The sequence below is a fragment of the Streptomyces sp. NPDC088387 genome (genome assembly GCF_044753385.1).
Lineage (GTDB): Bacteria > Actinomycetota > Actinomycetes > Streptomycetales > Streptomycetaceae > Streptomyces.
In genome coordinates, this window is record NZ_JBIVNC010000013.1 from 234987 (window position 1) to 251165 (window position 16179).

17 protein-coding genes and 1 pseudogene are annotated in these 16179 nt (G+C 70.5%); 5 read left to right on the top strand and 13 right to left on the bottom strand.

The window, feature by feature from the left end; genetic code table 11:
* Positions 1–67: 67 nt before the first annotated feature.
* A complete protein-coding gene (locus ACIQAC_RS30830) occupies positions 68–1399 on the top strand; it encodes an MFS transporter (RefSeq protein ID WP_402196701.1) in 1332 nt (443 codons plus the stop codon).
* Between the two features lie 126 nt (positions 1400–1525).
* On the top strand, positions 1526–2119 hold the full coding sequence (locus ACIQAC_RS30835) for a PadR family transcriptional regulator (RefSeq protein ID WP_402196704.1): 594 nt from the start codon (positions 1526–1528) through the stop codon (positions 2117–2119).
* Positions 2120–2234: 115 nt separating this feature from the next.
* Here ACIQAC_RS30835 and ACIQAC_RS30840 read toward each other — a convergent pair whose 3' ends face one another.
* The 6 genes from ACIQAC_RS30840 to ACIQAC_RS30865 all read right to left on the bottom strand — a co-directional run bounded on the left by ACIQAC_RS30840 (position 2235) and on the right by ACIQAC_RS30865 (position 6802).
* The gene (locus ACIQAC_RS30840) at positions 2235–2819 is read right to left on the bottom strand and encodes an exonuclease domain-containing protein (RefSeq protein WP_402196707.1); all 585 of its coding nucleotides are present in this window, start codon (positions 2817–2819) and stop codon (positions 2235–2237) included.
* A gap of 84 nt (positions 2820–2903) precedes the next feature.
* A complete protein-coding gene (locus ACIQAC_RS30845; protein WP_402196709.1) occupies positions 2904–3449 on the bottom strand; it encodes an EF-hand domain-containing protein in 546 nt (181 codons plus the stop codon).
* A 217-nt stretch (positions 3450–3666) separates the two neighbouring features.
* Positions 3667–3834, bottom strand: a complete 168-nt coding sequence (locus tag ACIQAC_RS30850) for a hypothetical protein (protein ID WP_402196711.1) — start codon at positions 3832–3834, stop codon at positions 3667–3669.
* A gap of 174 nt (positions 3835–4008) precedes the next feature.
* Entirely contained in the window at positions 4009–5034 is a 1026-nt protein-coding gene (gene dmpG / locus ACIQAC_RS30855; protein ID WP_402196714.1) for a 4-hydroxy-2-oxovalerate aldolase, read from the bottom strand.
* Positions 5031–5975, bottom strand: a complete 945-nt coding sequence (locus tag ACIQAC_RS30860) for an acetaldehyde dehydrogenase (acetylating) (protein WP_402196717.1) — start codon at positions 5973–5975, stop codon at positions 5031–5033. Before ACIQAC_RS30860 ends, dmpG begins: the two co-directional genes overlap by 4 nt.
* Positions 5972–6802 (bottom strand): 2-keto-4-pentenoate hydratase, encoded by an 831-nt coding sequence (locus tag ACIQAC_RS30865; protein WP_402196719.1) that lies wholly within the window; start codon positions 6800–6802, stop codon positions 5972–5974. The genes ACIQAC_RS30860 and ACIQAC_RS30865 overlap by 4 nt, the downstream gene beginning before the upstream one ends.
* Before the next feature lie 278 nt (positions 6803–7080).
* Between ACIQAC_RS30865 and ACIQAC_RS30870 the strand changes: the two genes are divergently transcribed.
* Positions 7081–7803 (top strand): IclR family transcriptional regulator, encoded by a 723-nt coding sequence (locus ACIQAC_RS30870; RefSeq protein WP_402196762.1) that lies wholly within the window; start codon positions 7081–7083, stop codon positions 7801–7803.
* Positions 7804–7875: 72 nt separating this feature from the next.
* On the opposite strand, the gene ACIQAC_RS30875 is transcribed toward ACIQAC_RS30870, so the two are convergent.
* The 5 genes from ACIQAC_RS30875 to ACIQAC_RS30895 form a co-directional block, all read right to left on the bottom strand.
* The gene (locus tag ACIQAC_RS30875; RefSeq protein ID WP_402196722.1) at positions 7876–9384 is read right to left on the bottom strand and encodes an aldehyde dehydrogenase family protein; all 1509 of its coding nucleotides are present in this window, start codon (positions 9382–9384) and stop codon (positions 7876–7878) included.
* Between the two features lie 109 nt (positions 9385–9493).
* Complete coding sequence (locus ACIQAC_RS30880) at positions 9494–10045, bottom strand: DoxX family protein (protein WP_402196724.1); 552 nt, start codon at positions 10043–10045, stop codon at positions 9494–9496.
* A gap of 79 nt (positions 10046–10124) precedes the next feature.
* Positions 10125–10427, bottom strand: coding sequence for a 4-oxalocrotonate tautomerase family protein (locus ACIQAC_RS30885; RefSeq protein ID WP_402196725.1), 303 nt, complete (start codon positions 10425–10427; stop codon positions 10125–10127).
* A 1-nt stretch (position 10428) separates the two neighbouring features.
* Entirely contained in the window at positions 10429–11205 is a 777-nt protein-coding gene (locus ACIQAC_RS30890; protein ID WP_402196728.1) for a 2-keto-4-pentenoate hydratase, read from the bottom strand.
* Between the two features lie 58 nt (positions 11206–11263).
* Positions 11264–12148, bottom strand: a complete 885-nt coding sequence (locus ACIQAC_RS30895) for a VOC family protein (RefSeq protein WP_402196731.1) — start codon at positions 12146–12148, stop codon at positions 11264–11266.
* A 147-nt stretch (positions 12149–12295) separates the two neighbouring features.
* On the opposite strand from ACIQAC_RS30895, the gene ACIQAC_RS30900 reads away from it, so the two are divergent.
* A complete protein-coding gene (locus ACIQAC_RS30900; protein ID WP_402196734.1) occupies positions 12296–13084 on the top strand; it encodes a class II aldolase/adducin family protein in 789 nt (262 codons plus the stop codon).
* Positions 13081–14505, top strand: a complete 1425-nt coding sequence (locus tag ACIQAC_RS30905) for an aldehyde dehydrogenase (protein WP_402196736.1) — start codon at positions 13081–13083, stop codon at positions 14503–14505. The genes ACIQAC_RS30900 and ACIQAC_RS30905 overlap by 4 nt, the downstream gene beginning before the upstream one ends.
* Positions 14506–14831: 326 nt before the next feature.
* On the opposite strand, the gene ACIQAC_RS30910 is transcribed toward ACIQAC_RS30905, so the two are convergent.
* Together ACIQAC_RS30910 and ACIQAC_RS30915 are read right to left on the bottom strand one after the other, a co-directional pair.
* Entirely contained in the window at positions 14832–15683 is an 852-nt protein-coding gene (locus tag ACIQAC_RS30910) for an RCC1 domain-containing protein (protein WP_402196739.1), read from the bottom strand.
* Positions 15684–15925: 242 nt separating this feature from the next.
* Positions 15926–16179 (bottom strand): annotated as a pseudogene (locus ACIQAC_RS30915) (hypothetical protein); the annotation flags it as partial.

Consider the following 16179-nt stretch of genomic DNA (forward strand, 5'->3'; position numbering starts at 1 on the left):
AGAAATACAGGTAAACACTGCCTGCATCTTTGCGCCGTTCCCGCAGTGCCCGCGAAAGGACTTCGCCGTGACCGGAACCGCACCGTCAAGACAGAGCCTGTGGGTGATCGTCGCCCTCTGCGGCCTTTCCATCACCTTCGACGGCTACGACCTCGTGGTCTTCGGCACCACCGTGCCCTCGCTGCTCGACGAGTGGAACATCAGCCCGGCGGAGGCCGGCACCCTGGCGAGTCTGGCGCTCGTGGGCATGCTGATCGGCGCTCTGCTCGTCGGTACGCTCACCGACATCCTCGGCCGCCGGAAGATGCTGCTCCTGAGCGTGGCCTGGTTCTCCGTGTCGATGGTGCTGTGCGCGATGGCCCCGTCGCCCGGGTGGTTCGGAGCCTTCCGGCTGCTCGGCGGTCTGGGCCTTGGCGGTCTGATGCCGACGGCCGCTGCACTTGTCATCGAGTACGCCCCACCCGCGCGGCGCAATCTCACCTACGCCGTGATGCAGTCCGGCTACGCGGTCGGCGGCATCCTCGCCGCGGCCCTCGCCATCCCCGTCATACCCGGCGCGGGCTGGCGCGTCATGTACCTCATCGGCGCGGCCCCCCTGGTCGTGGTGCTCCCTCTCGCGTACCGGTGGCTGCCCGAATCCCTCGAGTACCTCGTCCTGCGCGGCCGGCGCGACGAGGCGCTGGCGCTCGCCCACCGCCTCGGGGTTCCCCTTCCGGAACCGCAGGTCAGGGAGGACACACGGCGGTGGTACGGCGGTGTCCGGGAACTCGTGACCGAGGGCCACCGCACCGGCACGGCGCTCCTGTGGGTGATGTGCTTCTGCGCCCTGCTGACCGTCTACGGTCTCAACACCTGGCTTCCGCAGATCATGCGGGCGGCGCAGTTCCCGCTGGGGTCCGCGCTGACGTTCCTGCTGGTGTTCAACCTCGGCTCGATCGTCGGATCCGTCGTCGGGGGCCGCGCCGCCGACCGCATCGGGTCCAAGCCCGTGGTCGCCGTGTCCTTCCTTCTCGGCGCCGTCAGCATCGTGCTGCTGGCCACGCGGCCGTCCACCTGGGCCATCTACCTGCTCCTGGCCGTGGCGGGCCACGGCACGATCGGTACCCAGAACCTCATCAACGCCTACGTCACCCGTTACTACCCCGCCGCCGCCCGTTCCACGGGGATCGGCTGGGCACTGGGCGTCGGACGCCTCGGTGCCGTGCTGGGACCGACGATCGGCGGACTGATCATCGACTCCGGCGCCGCCTGGCAGTGGAACTTCTACCTCTTTGCCGCGGTCGCCGTGATCGGACTGGCCGCCGCGGGTTTCGTCCCCCAGTCCCCCTCCCTGGCCGCCGAGCGGTCCTCCCGCCGGGAGCGCGCGGACGCCGTCGCGGTCAAGGAGAGCGCCTCGTAGTTCCGCCCCCGGACAGGAGGCGAGTTCCCTCGGTGGCGCTCCGTACCGTGCCCAGACCCTTGTGCCTGGGCACGCGCCGCTGACCGTCCCTCAGGTCGGAGGGCCGGCCGGGATAGGATTTTGACCATGTCGCTTCAGCACGCACTTCTGGGGGTGCTGGAGGCACGCCCGATGAGCGGATACGACCTTGTCCGGTTCTTCGACGGCTCCTCCGGCTACATCTGGGCAGCCCCCCAGAGCCAGATCTATCCCACCCTGCGGCGGATGGAGCAGGCCGGGTTCATCACCGGTGACGACGAGCAGCGGGGGCCCCGGCTGACCCGCACCGTCTATTCCGTCACGGACAAGGGCCTGGACGAACTCCGGGACTGGCTCGGCACTCCGCCCAGGGCACAGCCCGTACGCGATCCGCTCCTTCTCCAGGCCCTCCACTTCGACATGATCGAACCGGACCGGGCGAACGAGGTGCTGGAGCAGTTCATCAACGAACAGGACGCGGCTGCGGCGGAAGCCGAGGCACACCGCGACCGACTCCTGCGGCAGGAGACGCCGCTGCTGGTGGAACGACTGTCGCGCCGCGATCCCGCGGACCACGAGCACATCGCCCGAATCAAGGCCCATGTCTTCGAAGGCCTCGCCGCAGTCGCCAGAACACGCGCCGCATGGGCCCGCGAAGGCCAACGCCTCCTCGACCCCGGGACGTCGTCCGACGACGCGTGAGCGAGACCTCGGTGCCACCACACCGCTACGCGGCACCTCCTGGGCGACCTCGACCCCTGACAGTCCTCCTGGGCGGCCCGCCGGCACCGGGAAGACCCCGTGGCGATACGCCGCGTCAGGCGGGATGTTCGGCGGTGGTCGGCCAGGCGCCTCTGTTGTGGAGGCGTAGTACGAGCGCCGCGATGTTCCAGGCGTCGTCGACGCCGCGGTGGTGGTGGCCCTCCAGGGGCAGCCCGGCGATCTCCAGGGCCCGTGCCATGCCGGGGCGTTTGCGCAGGCCGTACGCCTCGGTGAAGACGGCCTTGGCGTTGGTGTGGTGACGGCCGAAGGGGTACGGGGTCCTGGTCGCCCGGCACTGGCGGGTGAACTGGTGGCGGTCGTAGTCGCCCCAGCTGACCCAGGGCCGGGCGCCTGCCCGGTGTTCGGCCGCCAGGAGCCGGCACGCCTCGGCGAAGGTGACGCCCTGGTCGACCTCGTGCGGTGTGAGGCCGGTCAGTTCCGTACAGAACCCGCTGACCGAGGACCGGACGGGCCGCACCAGGACGCGGTGCCGGGCCACGCGCTCGCCGGCCCGCACGTCGATGACGGCCAGCCCGATCTCGATGATCTCGCTGACCTCGCCGGGCGGCGGGGAGCCGGACCAGCAGGTCGCCTCCACGTCCACGACGTTGACGAGACCCTCAGCCCAGGCGTTGTCCATGGCAGGAGCCTAGGGACCGCGCGGCGGCCGAGGCACGTGATTTTCGGGCCCTTCCCGCCGGGGCCCGCTGGGCGCGTCGACAGTTCAGCGGGTGCTGAACCCGGCCACGGGCCCGCACATGAGGTTGCCCGGCTCGACGGGATCGTCGCTGATCCAGAACTGCGTCCACAGCACGGCGAATTCGGGCCGACCCAGGTAGCCGTCGCCGTCCTGGTCGAGCCGGTCGAAGACCTCGCCGGTGGCGATGGCACGGCCGTGCCAGATGTCTATGAGCTGCTGGTGCTCCGCGCGGGAGATCCGGCCGTCCCCGTTCTCGTCGATCGCGTCGAAGACGGCGTCCGCCGTCGCCGCCACCGCGTCGGCCATGGTCGGCAGCCGGTCGACCATGGCCATCAGCTCGTCGATGTCTATGCGGTCGGGGCGCACGCCGACAGTCGACAGCTGCTGCCACCACCCCAGGATCACCCCCTGGACGCGGGCGGCCAGTTCGGGCTCGGCAGCCACCCGCGGCAACCGGAGCCATCGCTCGGACAACTGCCGGAAATCGTCCTCTTCCAGAAAACCGCTGCTGTCCACGTCGAGCACGTCGAACATCGCCCGGGCTTTCGCCCGCTGGAACTCACTGGCCACGACAGGCCTCCTCACAGACTGCGCTGGAGGCACACTGCCCACTCCCGACGGCGGATCCACGGCGGGACAACAGCGCCCGGGATCGCACGTCCGCGTTCATGCGCCACTCCGCCACCCGCCAATGCTCCGAGCGCGGGTTTGAGCGGGCCGGCGGGCCGGCGGGCCGCCGGGCAGAAGCAGCAAGCACAACCCAGCCGCCCACCAGGCTGACGCGGGCTCAGTCCTCGTCGCGTGACGGGATCACGACGAGGAAGGCGTCCGCATCCAGGTCCATCACCACGGTCGCCGACTCACCGTGCGCGCGGCACTTGGCCGCGTACTCCTCCGCCGGCCACGAGCCGCGCGGAGCTCCGGCGGGAAACCGCTGCAACACCTTCGTACGCATGGCGGAGCCACCTCCAGGATCGGACTTCTGTGACCAGGCCGGGGATTTGACCTGCACTTTCCGCTTGCCCGCAGTTGTTCGGAGCATGCCCACCACATCGGCTCTTCTTCGACAGGCGTCGTACCGGCGGCGCACCGACTCGGGTGGTGTTCTCCCGGTCGGAGCGCCCCCGCCCTACGCCGGCACGCCGCTCCCGTCCCGCGTGCCCAGGTCCAGGGCGATGTCGGTGATCATGTCCTCCTGGCCGCCGACCAGGCCCCGTCGGCCGACCTCGACGAGGATCGTGCGGGTGTCGACACCGAACCGCTGCGACGCGGCCTCGGCGTGCCGCAGGAAGCTGGAGTAGACCCCGGCGTAGCCGAGGGTGAGGGTCTCACGGTCGACGCGGACCTCGCGGTCCTGGAGGGGCCGTACGAGGTCGTCGGCGGCGTCCATGAGCGGAAACAGGTCGCATCCGTGCTCCCAGGCCATGAGGTCGGCGACCGCGATGAACGCCTCCAGCGGACAGTTGCCCGCCCCGGCCCCCTGGCCGGCGAGGGAGGCGTCGACACGGGTCACGCCGTTCTCCACGGCGACCACCGAGTTGGCCACCCCCAGGGCGAGGTTGTGATGGGCGTGTATGCCGACCTCGGTCTGCGGGGACAGGGCGTCGCGGTAGGCGCGGACCCGGTCGCGTACGCCGTCCATGGTGAGCCGGCCGCCGGAGTCGGTGACGTAGACGCAGTGGGCGCCGTAGGACTCCATCAGCCGTGCCTGGCGGGCGAGTTCGGCGGGTTCGGCCAGGTGGGACATCATCAGGAACCCCGCCACGTCCATGCCCAGTTCCCGGGCCGCGGCGATGTGCTGGGCGGAGATGTCGGCCTCGGTGCAGTGTGTCGCCACACGTACCGACCGGACTCCGAGCGCGTGCGCCTGGCGCAGGTCGTGCAGGGTGCCGATGCCCGGCAGGAGCAGGGTGGTCGGGACCGCGTTCTCGACGGCACCGCAGACGGCCTCGATCCACTCCCAGTCGGTGTGGGCGCCGACGCCGTACGTGATGCTGGAGCCGGAGAGCCCGTCCCCGTGCGCGATCTCGATCGCCGCGACACCTGCGGCGTCCAGCGCGGACGCGACGGTACGGGCCTGGTCGACGGTGTAGCGGTGGCGGACGGCGTGCATGCCGTCCCGCAGGGTCACGTCCTGGACGTACACACGGGTCATCGGGAAGCCACCTCCGTGGCGCGGTGGGCGGCGATGCGTTCCGCGGTACGGAGCGCGGCCGACGTCATGATGTCGAGGTTTCCGGCGTAGGCGGGCAGGTAGTGGGCGGCGCCCTCCACTTCGAGGAAGACCGACACCTTCGTCGCCGCGCCCGCGTGCGAGACCGGCAGCAGGGAGCGCAACGGGTCGTCCACGGCGACCCGTTCGAACTGGACCCGCTGCTTGAGGCGGTAGCCGGGCACGTACGCCTGGACCCGGCCCACCATCTCCTCCACGGAGGCGGTCACTGCCGCGTCGTCGCAGTCGCCGACGAGGCAGTGCACGGTGTCCCGCATGATCAGGGGCGGCTCAGCGGGGTTGAGGACGATGACGGCCTTGCCGCGCCCGGCGCCGCCGACCTTCTCGATCGCGGACGCGGTGGTCTCGGTGAACTCGTCGATGTTGGCGCGGGTACCGGGCCCGGCGGAGCGTGAGGAGATGGAGGCGACGATCTCCCCGTAGTGCACGGGCGTCACCGCGGCGACGGCGGCCACGACGGGGATGGTGGCCTGGCCGCCGCAAGTGACCATGTTGACGTTCGGCGCGTCAAGGTGGGCGTCACCGTTGACCGGCGGCACCACGTACGGACCGAGCGCGGCGGGGGTCAGGTCGACCACCCGGCGCCCGAGCGCACGCAGCACCTCGTCGTGACGTCGGTGGGCGCCGGCCGACGTGGCGTCGAAGACGATCCCGACGTCCGCGAACTCGTCGAGGGCGACCAGCCCGTCGAGGCCCTCGTGGGTGGTGGCGACCTTCAGCCGCCGGGCGCGGGCGAGGCCGTCCGAGGCGGGGTCGATGCCGGCCATGGCGGCGATCTCCAGTCGCTCGGAGAGCCGCAGGATCTTGATCATCAGGTCGGTGCCTATGTTGCCCGACCCGATGACGGCGACTTTGGTGGTCATGCCGGGGTTCCCTCCGTGTCCGGGGTGGTGAAGGCGGTCGACACCGTGCCGAGGCCCTCGATGTGTGCGGTGAACGAGTCGCCCTCGGTGGCAACGGCCATCGGGCCGAGCGCGCCCGTGAGGATCACGTCGCCCGCGTGCAGCGGGTCGCCGAGTCCGGCGAGGGTCGAGGCCAGCCAGAGGGCCGCGGTCAGGGGGCTGCCCAGACAGTCGGTGCCCGTACCGGTGGACACCGTCTCGCCGTTGCGGCCGAGGGTCATGGTCACCGCGCGCAGATCGACCCGGTCGAGGGGGACCGGGGTCCCGCCGAGGACGAACAGGCCGCAGGAGGCGTTGTCGGCCACGGTGTCGACGATCGTGATGTCCCAGCCCGCGATCCGGCTGTCCACGATCTCCAGCGCGGGAAGCGCGAACGCGGTGGCCCGCAGCAGATCGGCGACCGTGGGGTCACCGTGCGGCAGATCCGCGCCCAGCACCAGCGCGACCTCCGCCTCCACCTTCGGCTGGAGCAGCCGCCCCGGCGCGATCGGCTGTCCCTCGGGCACCGCCATGTCGGCGAAGAGCACCCCGTAGTCGGGTTGGTCGACGCCGAGTTGACGCTGGACGGCGGGCGAGGTCAGGCCGATCTTGCGGCCCACCGGGCGCCTCCCCTGCGCCAGCGCCCGCTCGACGTGGCGGCGCTGCACCGCGTAGGCGGTCAGCACGTCCGCCTCGGGCAGCAGACCGCGCACCGGGGGACAGGGCACACCCGTGTCGGCCGCCTCCTCCAGGACGGCCGCGGCCTTCGCCACGGCGGCCCGCAGTCCGGCGTTCTCGGCGGCGCTCATGCCTGCTCCTCGTTCACGACGGGCGACAGGTCACAGGGGTGGAACGGTCGGGTGCTGAACCGTCGGGTGTGGAACGGTCGGGTGTGGAGGCGTCGGGTGTGGAGCGGTCGGGTGTGGAGCGGTCCGGGGTGGGACATCGGGATTCACCTCGTGCGGGTGTGGCCGGTGGGCGTCGCGGCAGCAGGGCCTGGAGTCCGGGCGACGTGGGTCAGGTATAGAGCGATGCTGCGGAGTGCGACAAAATCTGTTCCATGACACGGAACAGCGCGCAAGGCAACATGCTGGAGAAGGCGGTAAGTATCCTCGACTGCTTCAGGGCGGAGGCCGCCGAGTTCCGTTTGACGGAACTCGCGGCGGGCACCGGCATGGCGAAGACGACGGTGTACCGGCTGTGCGGCGATCTGGTCCGGCTCGGCCTGCTCGAACGGGACGCGGACCGCTACCGGCTCGGCGGGAAGCTCTTCGAACTCGGTTCCCGCGTCCCGCGCCGGCATGATCTGCGGGAGGCGGCACTGCCCTTCCTTCAGGACCTGTTCGAGGCGACGCACGAGACGGTCCATCTCGGCGTACGGGAAGGGCACGAGGTGGTGTACGTCGAGCGCATCCACGGTCACGACGCGCTTCGGCTGCCCTCCCGCATCGGAGGACGGCTGCCCCTGGGCTGCACCGGCGTCGGCAAGGCCCTGCTGGCCTTCTCCGGTCCCGAGCTGCTGGACGAGGTCCTCGCCGCACCGCTGCCCAGGATGACCGCGCACTCCGTCACGGATCCCCGGCGGCTGCGCACCGCCGTCGAGCAGACCCAGGTCTCCGGGCTGGCGTACGAGGAGGAAGAGGCCACCCTGGGCGTCAGCTGCATCGCGGCGCCGGTCTTCGACGGGGCGGTCGCGGTGGCGGCGATCTCGGTGGCCGTCTCGCGCGACCGCTTCCGCCCCGCCCAGCTCGCACCGGCCGTACGCACCGCGGCGCTGGGGCTGTCCCGAGTACTGCGCGGCACCACGTGACAGCCGGCGCCTCGGAGTTACCCTCGGGGCTGTCGCGCCGGGCCGTCGAGCGGCGGCCCCGGTCGGCGCAGCTCAGGCGAACCAGGCGGGCCCGACCTCGTACTGGACGGTGATGGCCTTCAACTGGCTGTACATGTTGAGGGCTTCGTGCGAGTACTCGCGGCCGAGTCCGCTGTTCTTGTACCCGCCGAAGGGCATACCGGGTACGAGGTTGGCATAGGAGTTGATCCAGACGGAGCCCGCGTCGAGCCGGTCGGCGGTCGCCAGGGCGTTCTTCAGATCCTTGGTGTAGAGGCCGGCGGCGAGACCGTACTCGGTGTCGTTGGCCTCCCGCACGAGGGTGTCCAGGTCGTTCCAGCGGATGACGCACAGGACCGGGCCGAAGATCTCCTCGCGCGCGATGCGCATGTCGTTGGTGGCCTCGAAGACGGTCGGCTGGATGAACCAGCCGTGCTCGTTGCCCGGGACGGTGACCCGCTCGCCGCCGGCGAGGAGCTTGGCGCCCTCCGTCCTGCCGGTCTCGATGTAGTCCAGCACCCGCCGGCCCTGCTTCTCGGAGACCAGACAGGTCAGCTTGGCGGTTTCGTCGAACGGGCCGCCGATGGTCAGCGCCTCGGCCTGTTCCAGCAGACGCGGCACCAGACGGTCGTAGACGGCGTCGTGCACGAACAGCCGGGTACCGCCGAAGCAGGCCTGTCCGTTGTGCCACAGACCCCCGAAAAGGATGTTGTCGACCACGGCGTCGACGTCGTCGATGTCGGGGAAGACGATGTTGGGGCTCTTGCCGCCCAGTTCCAGGGTGGCGGGCACGAGGCGCTTGGCCGCCGCCGCGCCGACGAGCCGTCCGACCTCGGTGCTGCCGGTGAAGGCGAGCTTGTCGACGTCCGGGTGGGCGGTGAGCGCGGCGCCGGCCTCCTCCCCGGTGCCGGGGACGATGTTGACGACGCCGGGCGGGAAGATGCCGGCGGCGATCTTCGCGACCTCCAGCGTGGACAGGGAGGCGTGCTCGTCCGGCTTGAGCACGACGGTGTTGCCCGCGGCGAGCGCGGGAGCCAGCTTGAACGAGGTCATGATGGCGGGCACGTTCCAGGGGATGATCTGGCCGCAGACGCCGTGGGGTTCGCGCTTGGCGATCAGGTAGCCGCCGGGCATGGGACGGCCCATGCCCTCGTGGGTGAGGACCGCTCCGGCGAAGTAGCGGTACTGCGACGCGGCCAGCCGGTAGTCCAGCCGGGTCTCGAAGAGACGGCGGCCGATGTCCAGGGCGTCGATCGCGGCGAGCCGCTCGGCGTCCTCGGTGAGGGCGTCGGCGAACCGGATGAGCAGGGCGGACCGTTCCTCGTAGGACAGGGCCTTCCAGGCGGGGAAGGCGGCCCGCGCGGCGGCCACCGCCGCGTCGATGTCCTCGGCCGTACCCCGGGTGACCTTCGCGAGGTGTACGCCGGTGGCCGGGGCGACGGCGTCGAAGGTGTCCGGGCCCACGGGCCGGAACTCGCCGCCCACGAAGGCGCCGTAGGCCTCGTCGAGGCCGAGGGAGGCCGGGTCGGGAGCCGCAGCGTTGATGTTGGTCGAGAGAGCCACGGGATGAACCGCCTTTCGTGCGGGTGGATGCGGGTGCGTTCGGATGGATGCGGGTGGGGCCTCGCGGGCGATGGGCAGGAAGGCGGGTGTCCGCCGCTCCCCGAGCGGGTCAGGAGCGCAGGAGCAGGAAGACGCCGGACGTCACCAGGGCGACGAGCGCCGCGCTCGCCCCGTACGCGAGCCGGTGTGCGCGCAGGACGGGCAGGGCGCGGTCCACGGCGATCCTGCCGGGGCCCGCGACGGCGACCGCGAGTGCGGCCACGACGATCAGCAGCTCGTACTCGACGCCCGTCGGGGCGAAGAAGCCGCCGTTCCACTTGACTCCGACGGCGTTGATCATGTCTCCGGCCACCGCGGCGGCGGCCAGCGGGGTCAGGAACCCTACGGCGATGGCGAGTCCGCCGGTGGTCTCGATGAAACCGGCGACGAAGGCCATCGTCCTCGCGGCCGGGTACCCGCTGGCGGCGAAGAACTGGGCGGTGCCGTCGAGGCCGCCGCCGTCGAACCACCCGAACAGCTTCTGGGTGCCGTGGGCGGCGATGGTCACGCCCAGGACGAGGCGGAGCATGAGCAGTCCGACGTCCTGCGCCGCCGGGGAGGCGGGGACGGGGTGGGTGGTGCCGCTGCGGGTGTCGCTGTGGAGGGTTTGCAGCTGGGACATGGTGACCGCGACCTTCCGATGGAAGATTGAGAGTTAAAGTAACTGCTGAAGGGAAACCCTAGAGGTATCGAGATACATGTCAAGGGTTACCTGTTGATGGGCTTGCGGAAGTGCCCGGGATCACTCCCGGACCGGGGCCGGGAGCCGACCGCGGTCCCGGGCCGGGTGCAGGCAGCGGTCCGGGGCCGGGTGCAGGCCCGCGTTCCGCCAGGGTCACCCCGCCGCTGCTCCACAGGGCCGGATCGACCTCTGTCAGCAGCACGCGTACGGACGACTCCGGGACGCCCAGGCTCGCGCACACCGCTTCGTGTACGGCCGCGAGGCAGGAGCGCAGCTGCTCGGGGGTCCGCCCGCAGGCGACGGAGACGTTCACGATCGGCATGTCAGGCCCCCAGGGTGACGTGACCGAGCGCGCCGAAGCCGGCCGACACCGTGGTGCCCGGCCCCATGTCGACGGCGTCCGTCATTCCGCCGGTCAGCACGACCCATCCGCCGCGCAGGGTGTGGCCACGGCGGCCGAGGTCGTTGGCGGCGAGCGCCAGTGCCTCCGCCGGGTGACCCTGCACGGCGGCTCCGGTGGCGGTGTCGTGGATCGTGCCGTCCACCCGCAGCACACAGGACTCGGCCGCCAGATCGAAGCCGTCGACGCCCCGGGCGAGCGGGCCGGTCACGAAGCAGCCGGACGAGGCGTTGTCGGCCACGACGTCGGGCAGAGTGAAACGGAAGTCCGCGTACCGGCTGTCGATGACCTCGATGCCACCGAGCACCCGGTCCACCGCGCACAGGGCCGTCGCCGCACTCACCCCGGGACCGGCGAGGTCCCTCCCGAGCACAAGGACGATCTCGGGTTCCGCGCGCGGGTGGATCAGCCGGTCCCGCGGTACGCGCTCGCCGGCCGGGAGGATCATGGCGTCGGTCAGCCACGCCGTCAGGGGCGCGTCCACGTTCATCCGGCGCTGCTTGGCCCGGGAGGTGAGCCCTAGCTTGACGCCGATCAGGGTCTCGCCGCGGCCGAGGCGCAGAGCGAGGGTCTCGTCCTGGATCGCGTACGCCGTCGCCAGGTCGAGGTCGGGCCACTCGTCGGTGAGCGGTGGCCCGTCCCTGCGCTCGTCCTCCCGGGCGAGCAGTTCACGGGCGGCGCGTTGGATGTTCCAGCTCATGGCATTGCCTCCCGGCGCGGTGCGGTCGCGGCCGCGCGGGTCGTGACGGGCTTGGACGTCATTCGGATATTCCCTGGATCTGGGGCTGGGTGGTGGGACGCCGGGTGGGGCCGCGCCACAGGTCGATGGCGTCGGGCTGCTCCGGGTCGAAGTAGCGGGGCTGCCACGCCGCCTCGTCGGTGATGCGGCGCACGCCGTACGAGTACTCGTAGGTGAGGCCCTCGGGCCCCTTGAAGTAGAGGAAGATCGCCGTGGACTGCGGGTGCCGGCCCGGCCCCAGTTCGATCTCCACGCCGTGCTCGTCGAGGAAGTGCCAGCTGCGCATGACGTCGTCGATGGACTCGACCTGGAAGTTCATGTGGCACAGGCCGGGCCGGTCGCCCTGGAAGACGGCGAGTTTGTGGTGCACCGGATCGAAGCGCATCAGACACGCCCGGTCGCCGATCCAGTCGGAGACCCGGACGTTGAACAGGGAGGACCAGAAGGTGTATGCCTCCCGGACGTCCGGGGCGTCGAGGCACAGGTGGCCGAACTCGGTGATGCCCGCCGTGCGTCCGAGCCGGACCGGGCCCGGCAGGGTCACCTGGTCGATCACCAGGTCCACCAGGTTGCCGAACGGGTCCTCGAACGTGAGGTAGTCCCGCACGCGCCGGCTGCGGGCACCTGCCGCCGTGCCCCGGACCACCTTGACGCCGGCCTGGCGCAGCTCGTCCTCGGCCGCGGCCAGCGCGTGCTCGTCGGCCAGCACGAAGCCGGACGAGATCACACCGCTGTCGCCCTCGACGAACGCCAGGCAGTGATGTCTGTGGTCGGCCCGGAGATAGGCGACTCCCGCGGTCTGCTCGACCAGTTCCAGGCCCACGATCTCCACGGCGAAGCGGACGGCGGCGGCCAGGTCCGCGCTGCCCGAGCGGACATAGGCGATGTCCTTCAGCTCGATCATGCCGCCGCTCCGGTGCCCTGTCGGCTCCTCATGGTGTCCTCCTGCTGTCGCGAATCCTGAATGCATGTTGAGAGTTACAGGTATCGCTATACCTGTCAATAATCAATTGACAGGTATCTCTATACCTGTAATTCTCATGGTGTGAATGTGAATGCTTCAGAAGCGGCGTCCGGCGCGAGGTCGGTCGGCCCGACGCGGGTTGGCCTGCCGGGGGCGGACGTACTGCGGTCGGATCTCGTGCGGTCGGATCTTGTGCGGGCAGGGCGAGCGCTCGCCCGGGACGGACTGGTCACGGCGTTCGGGCATGTCAGCGCTCGTCTCGGCGACGGGGCCACCCTCCTCGTCACCCCGCCGCAACCGCTCGGCACCGTCTCCGGCGCGGAGTGCCTGCACCTTCCCGTAGAGGGCGACACGCTCCCAGAAGGGGTTCCCGCGGAGGCGTGGATCCACCGCGCGATCGCCGCCGCGCGGCCGGACGTGGGGGCGATCTGCCGTGCCCAGCCCTTCCACACCAACGCCGCCACGGCCGTGGGCGCCGCCATCCGCCCGCTGCACGGACAGGGCGCGCTGCTCGGCGGGCCCACCCCCGTGTTCGACGAGGCGCGGCTGGTCCGCGACCGGACCAGAGCGGCGGACCTCGCCGCGTGCCTCGGCGGCGCCCACAGCCTCGTCATGCGCGGCAACGGGGCGGTCACCACGGGACGCACCGTCGGCGAGGCCGTCGCCCGCATGTGGATTCTGGAGGAGTCGGCACGCCTCGCCGTCGCCTCCGCCGCGGCCGGCACGTCCCGGCCCCTGACCGAGGCCGAACAGCACGCGTGGCAGGGCGCGGGCCCCGAACTGCTCGGCCGTATCTGGACCCATCTGACGAGCACCGCCGGTGCCGCCCTCACGTCACCAGCCGGTACTCCCTCACCCTCGGAGCAGACACCGTGAAGATCCTCCACGTCATCGACGGCAAGGAAACCGACTCCGTCGACGGAACCACGTACGACGACATCGACCCCTTCACCCGGGCCGCCTACGCCTCCGTGGCCAGGGGGTCGGCCGCCGACGTCGACCTCGCCGTGGCTGCCGCGCGCCGCGCCTTCGACACCGGGCCGTGGCCCCGCATGGGGTTCGCCGAACGCGGCCGCCTCCTGCACCGCTTCGCCGAGCTGATCGAGCGGAACGCCGAGGAACTCGCCGACGCGGAGACCCGCGACATGGGCAAGCCCCGGGTCGCCGCGGCCGGCCACGACGTGCCGCGTGCCGCGGCCAACATCCGCTTCTTCGCCGACCACGCCCGGCTCAGCGCGGCCGAGGCCCTTCCCTCGGACGCGGGCCACCACGTCTACGTGCGCTACGAGTCCGCGGGCGTCGTCGCGGCGATCGCCCCGTGGAACTTCCCCCTGATGCTCGCCACATGGAAGATCGCGCCCGCACTCGCCTGGGGCAACACGGTCGTCCTGAAGCCGGCCGAGGACACACCCCGCTCGGCCGCGCTGCTGGGCCGCCTCGCGCTGGAGGCCGGCATCCCCGAAGGCGTACTGAACGTCGTACTCGGCTACGGCGACGCGGGAGCCGCACTGACCCGGCATCCGGGCGTGGACCGCATCACCTTCACCGGATCCTCCGCCACCGGCCGCACCATCGCGGGAGTCGCCGCGCAGCACCTCACCCCCGTCAGCCTCGAACTCGGAGGCAAGGGCGCCGCCCTCGTCTTCGACGACGCCGACCTCGACAGCGCGGTCGAATGGACCATCAAGGCCGCCTTCAGCAACACGGGCCAGGTGTGCCTCGCCGGGTCGAGGCTCTACGTACAGCAGGGGGTCTACGACGACTTCCTCACGCGCTTCACCACCGCGGCCGAGGCGTTGCGGCTGGGCGATCCCTCAGCGTCGGACACCGAGATCGGCCCGCTGGCGGGTGCGCAGCACTTCGGCAAGGTCGGCGTCTATCTGGACGAGCGGGCGCTGGGTGGCGGACGGATCGTCACCGGCGGTCTGGATCACGACTGGTTCGTACGTCCCACGGTGGTCACCGATGTGCCGGCGCACGCGCCGATTCAGCAGGACGAGGTGTTCGGGCCTGTGGTCACGGTGACCCCCATGGCGTCCGAGGAGGAGGGCGTCGCTCTGGCGAACGGGACGCCCTACGGACTGTCCGCGATGGCCTTCACCGAGAACGTGCACCGCGCGCACCGGGTCGCGGCCGGTCTGAGGAGCGGAAACGTCTGGATCAACTGCTTCTTCGTGAGGGACTTGCGGGCTCCGTTCGGCGGCGTCGGCGCCTCGGGCATCGGCCGTGAGGGGGGCACGTTCAGCCGGGAGTTCTTCACCGAGCCGAAGTCCGTGACGATGCGGATCAGTGCATGACGTTGGTACGGGTACGGGCACGTGTCGTCGGGCCGGAGAGTCAGGGATCGGCGGTGTCACTTCGGCACGCGCTCCTTGGAGGGCTGGAGCGCGTTCCGTGAGTGGGTACGACCTCGCGCAGTTCTTCAACGCCTCCTCGGGATGGATCTGGGCCGCCCCGCAGAGCCAGATCTGTCCGGTGTGCGGCGTATGCAGGACAACGGCCTCATCCGGGGTGACGACGATGTGCCACAGGCGGAGGCCTTCGGGGGTGGGGAGGCTCTCTGTGGCTCGGTCGCGCTTGGGAGTCGGTGAGGTTGAGGGCCGTAGGTCGGTGGCCCGGAGGCTTATGGAAGGTGGACTCCGGACCAGTCATCGACTTCGCACTGTCGGTCGGCGTTGTTCCCGGCGGCTACGACTGTGCCGTTGGCACGCAGGCCAAGGGTGTGCGTCGAACCGGCCGCAACGGCGACGATGTCGCGCCAACCGCCGACTTCGCACTGTCCGTGGCTGTTGTCTCCCGCTGCGAGGACCCGTCCGGACGCAGTGACCCCGACGGTGTGGTAGCTGCCCGCGCTGAGCGCCACCACGTCTTCCCACTCATCGACCTCGCACGCCCCGGTTGCCCGGTCTCCGGTCGCTACTGCTCGCCCGTCGGTTCTGAGGCCGACGGTATGGAGATACCCGGCCGAAATGGCAGCGAGGTCACGCCACTTTTCAACGGCGCACTGTCGTCGTCGATTGTTTCCCGTGGCCAGTGCTGAACCGTCCGACCGGACGCCGACCGAGTGCCAGTCACCGCAGGAGAGGGCGACCGTCTCGCGCCAGGACTGCACGTCGCATTGTCCTTCCGAACTCCGGCCGACTGCTAGCACGCAGCCATTGGCGAGCAGCCCGAGCGTGTGTCGCCAGCCTGCGGCCACGGCCGTGACGCCTCGCCATCCGAACACATCACATTGCCCGTCGCCATTCCACCCCGTCGCCAGCACCGTGCCGTCCGAGCGGAGTCCCACCGTATGGGACTTGCCGGTGTTCGTCGCGGTATGGACGTTGCCGGCTGCCACCGCGACGACGTCTTCCCATCCCTCGACACGGCATTCAGCGGCTGTGCCGTTGCCCACGGCGAGCACGGTTCCGTCCCAGCGCCGTCCGACCGAATGGCGCCTTCCGGCCGCCAGCGCCGACGAGTTGGCGAGCATTCCGCCTCCTTGTGCTCGGCGCGGGTTCACGACATGGGATGTCACCTTACTTTGGTCTGGAATCAGGGCGCGGTCCTCAGTCGTCGCCAGCAGATGATCGAGCCGACGACGCCCGGGTACCGGAAGCACCGCCCAAGCACCGGCAACAGTGTCTCGGTGGCAACCGCCCTCTCTGGGCCGCATCGACGGGAACTGACACACCGTCATTCCCGTGTCCCGAAGACCTCGTTCTGATTCCAGTCCTAAGCGCAGGTGCGGGTTGTGGGTTGGGGGTGGGTGGTGGTGTGGATGGTGGTGGTGTAGGTGGGTTGGTTGTTTTGGGTTCCGGTGATGTGGTGGGTGGTGTGGGTGCCGGTGGTGGGTTGGGGGCTGGTGCCGGTGGTGTTGCTGGTGGGGGGTTGGGTGGTGGTGATGTGGGTGGGTTGGTCGAGTTCTGTGTATTTGTGGTAGGTGCAGGTGATGTGGGTGATGTAGGGGGTGTGGGGGGTGGTGTGGG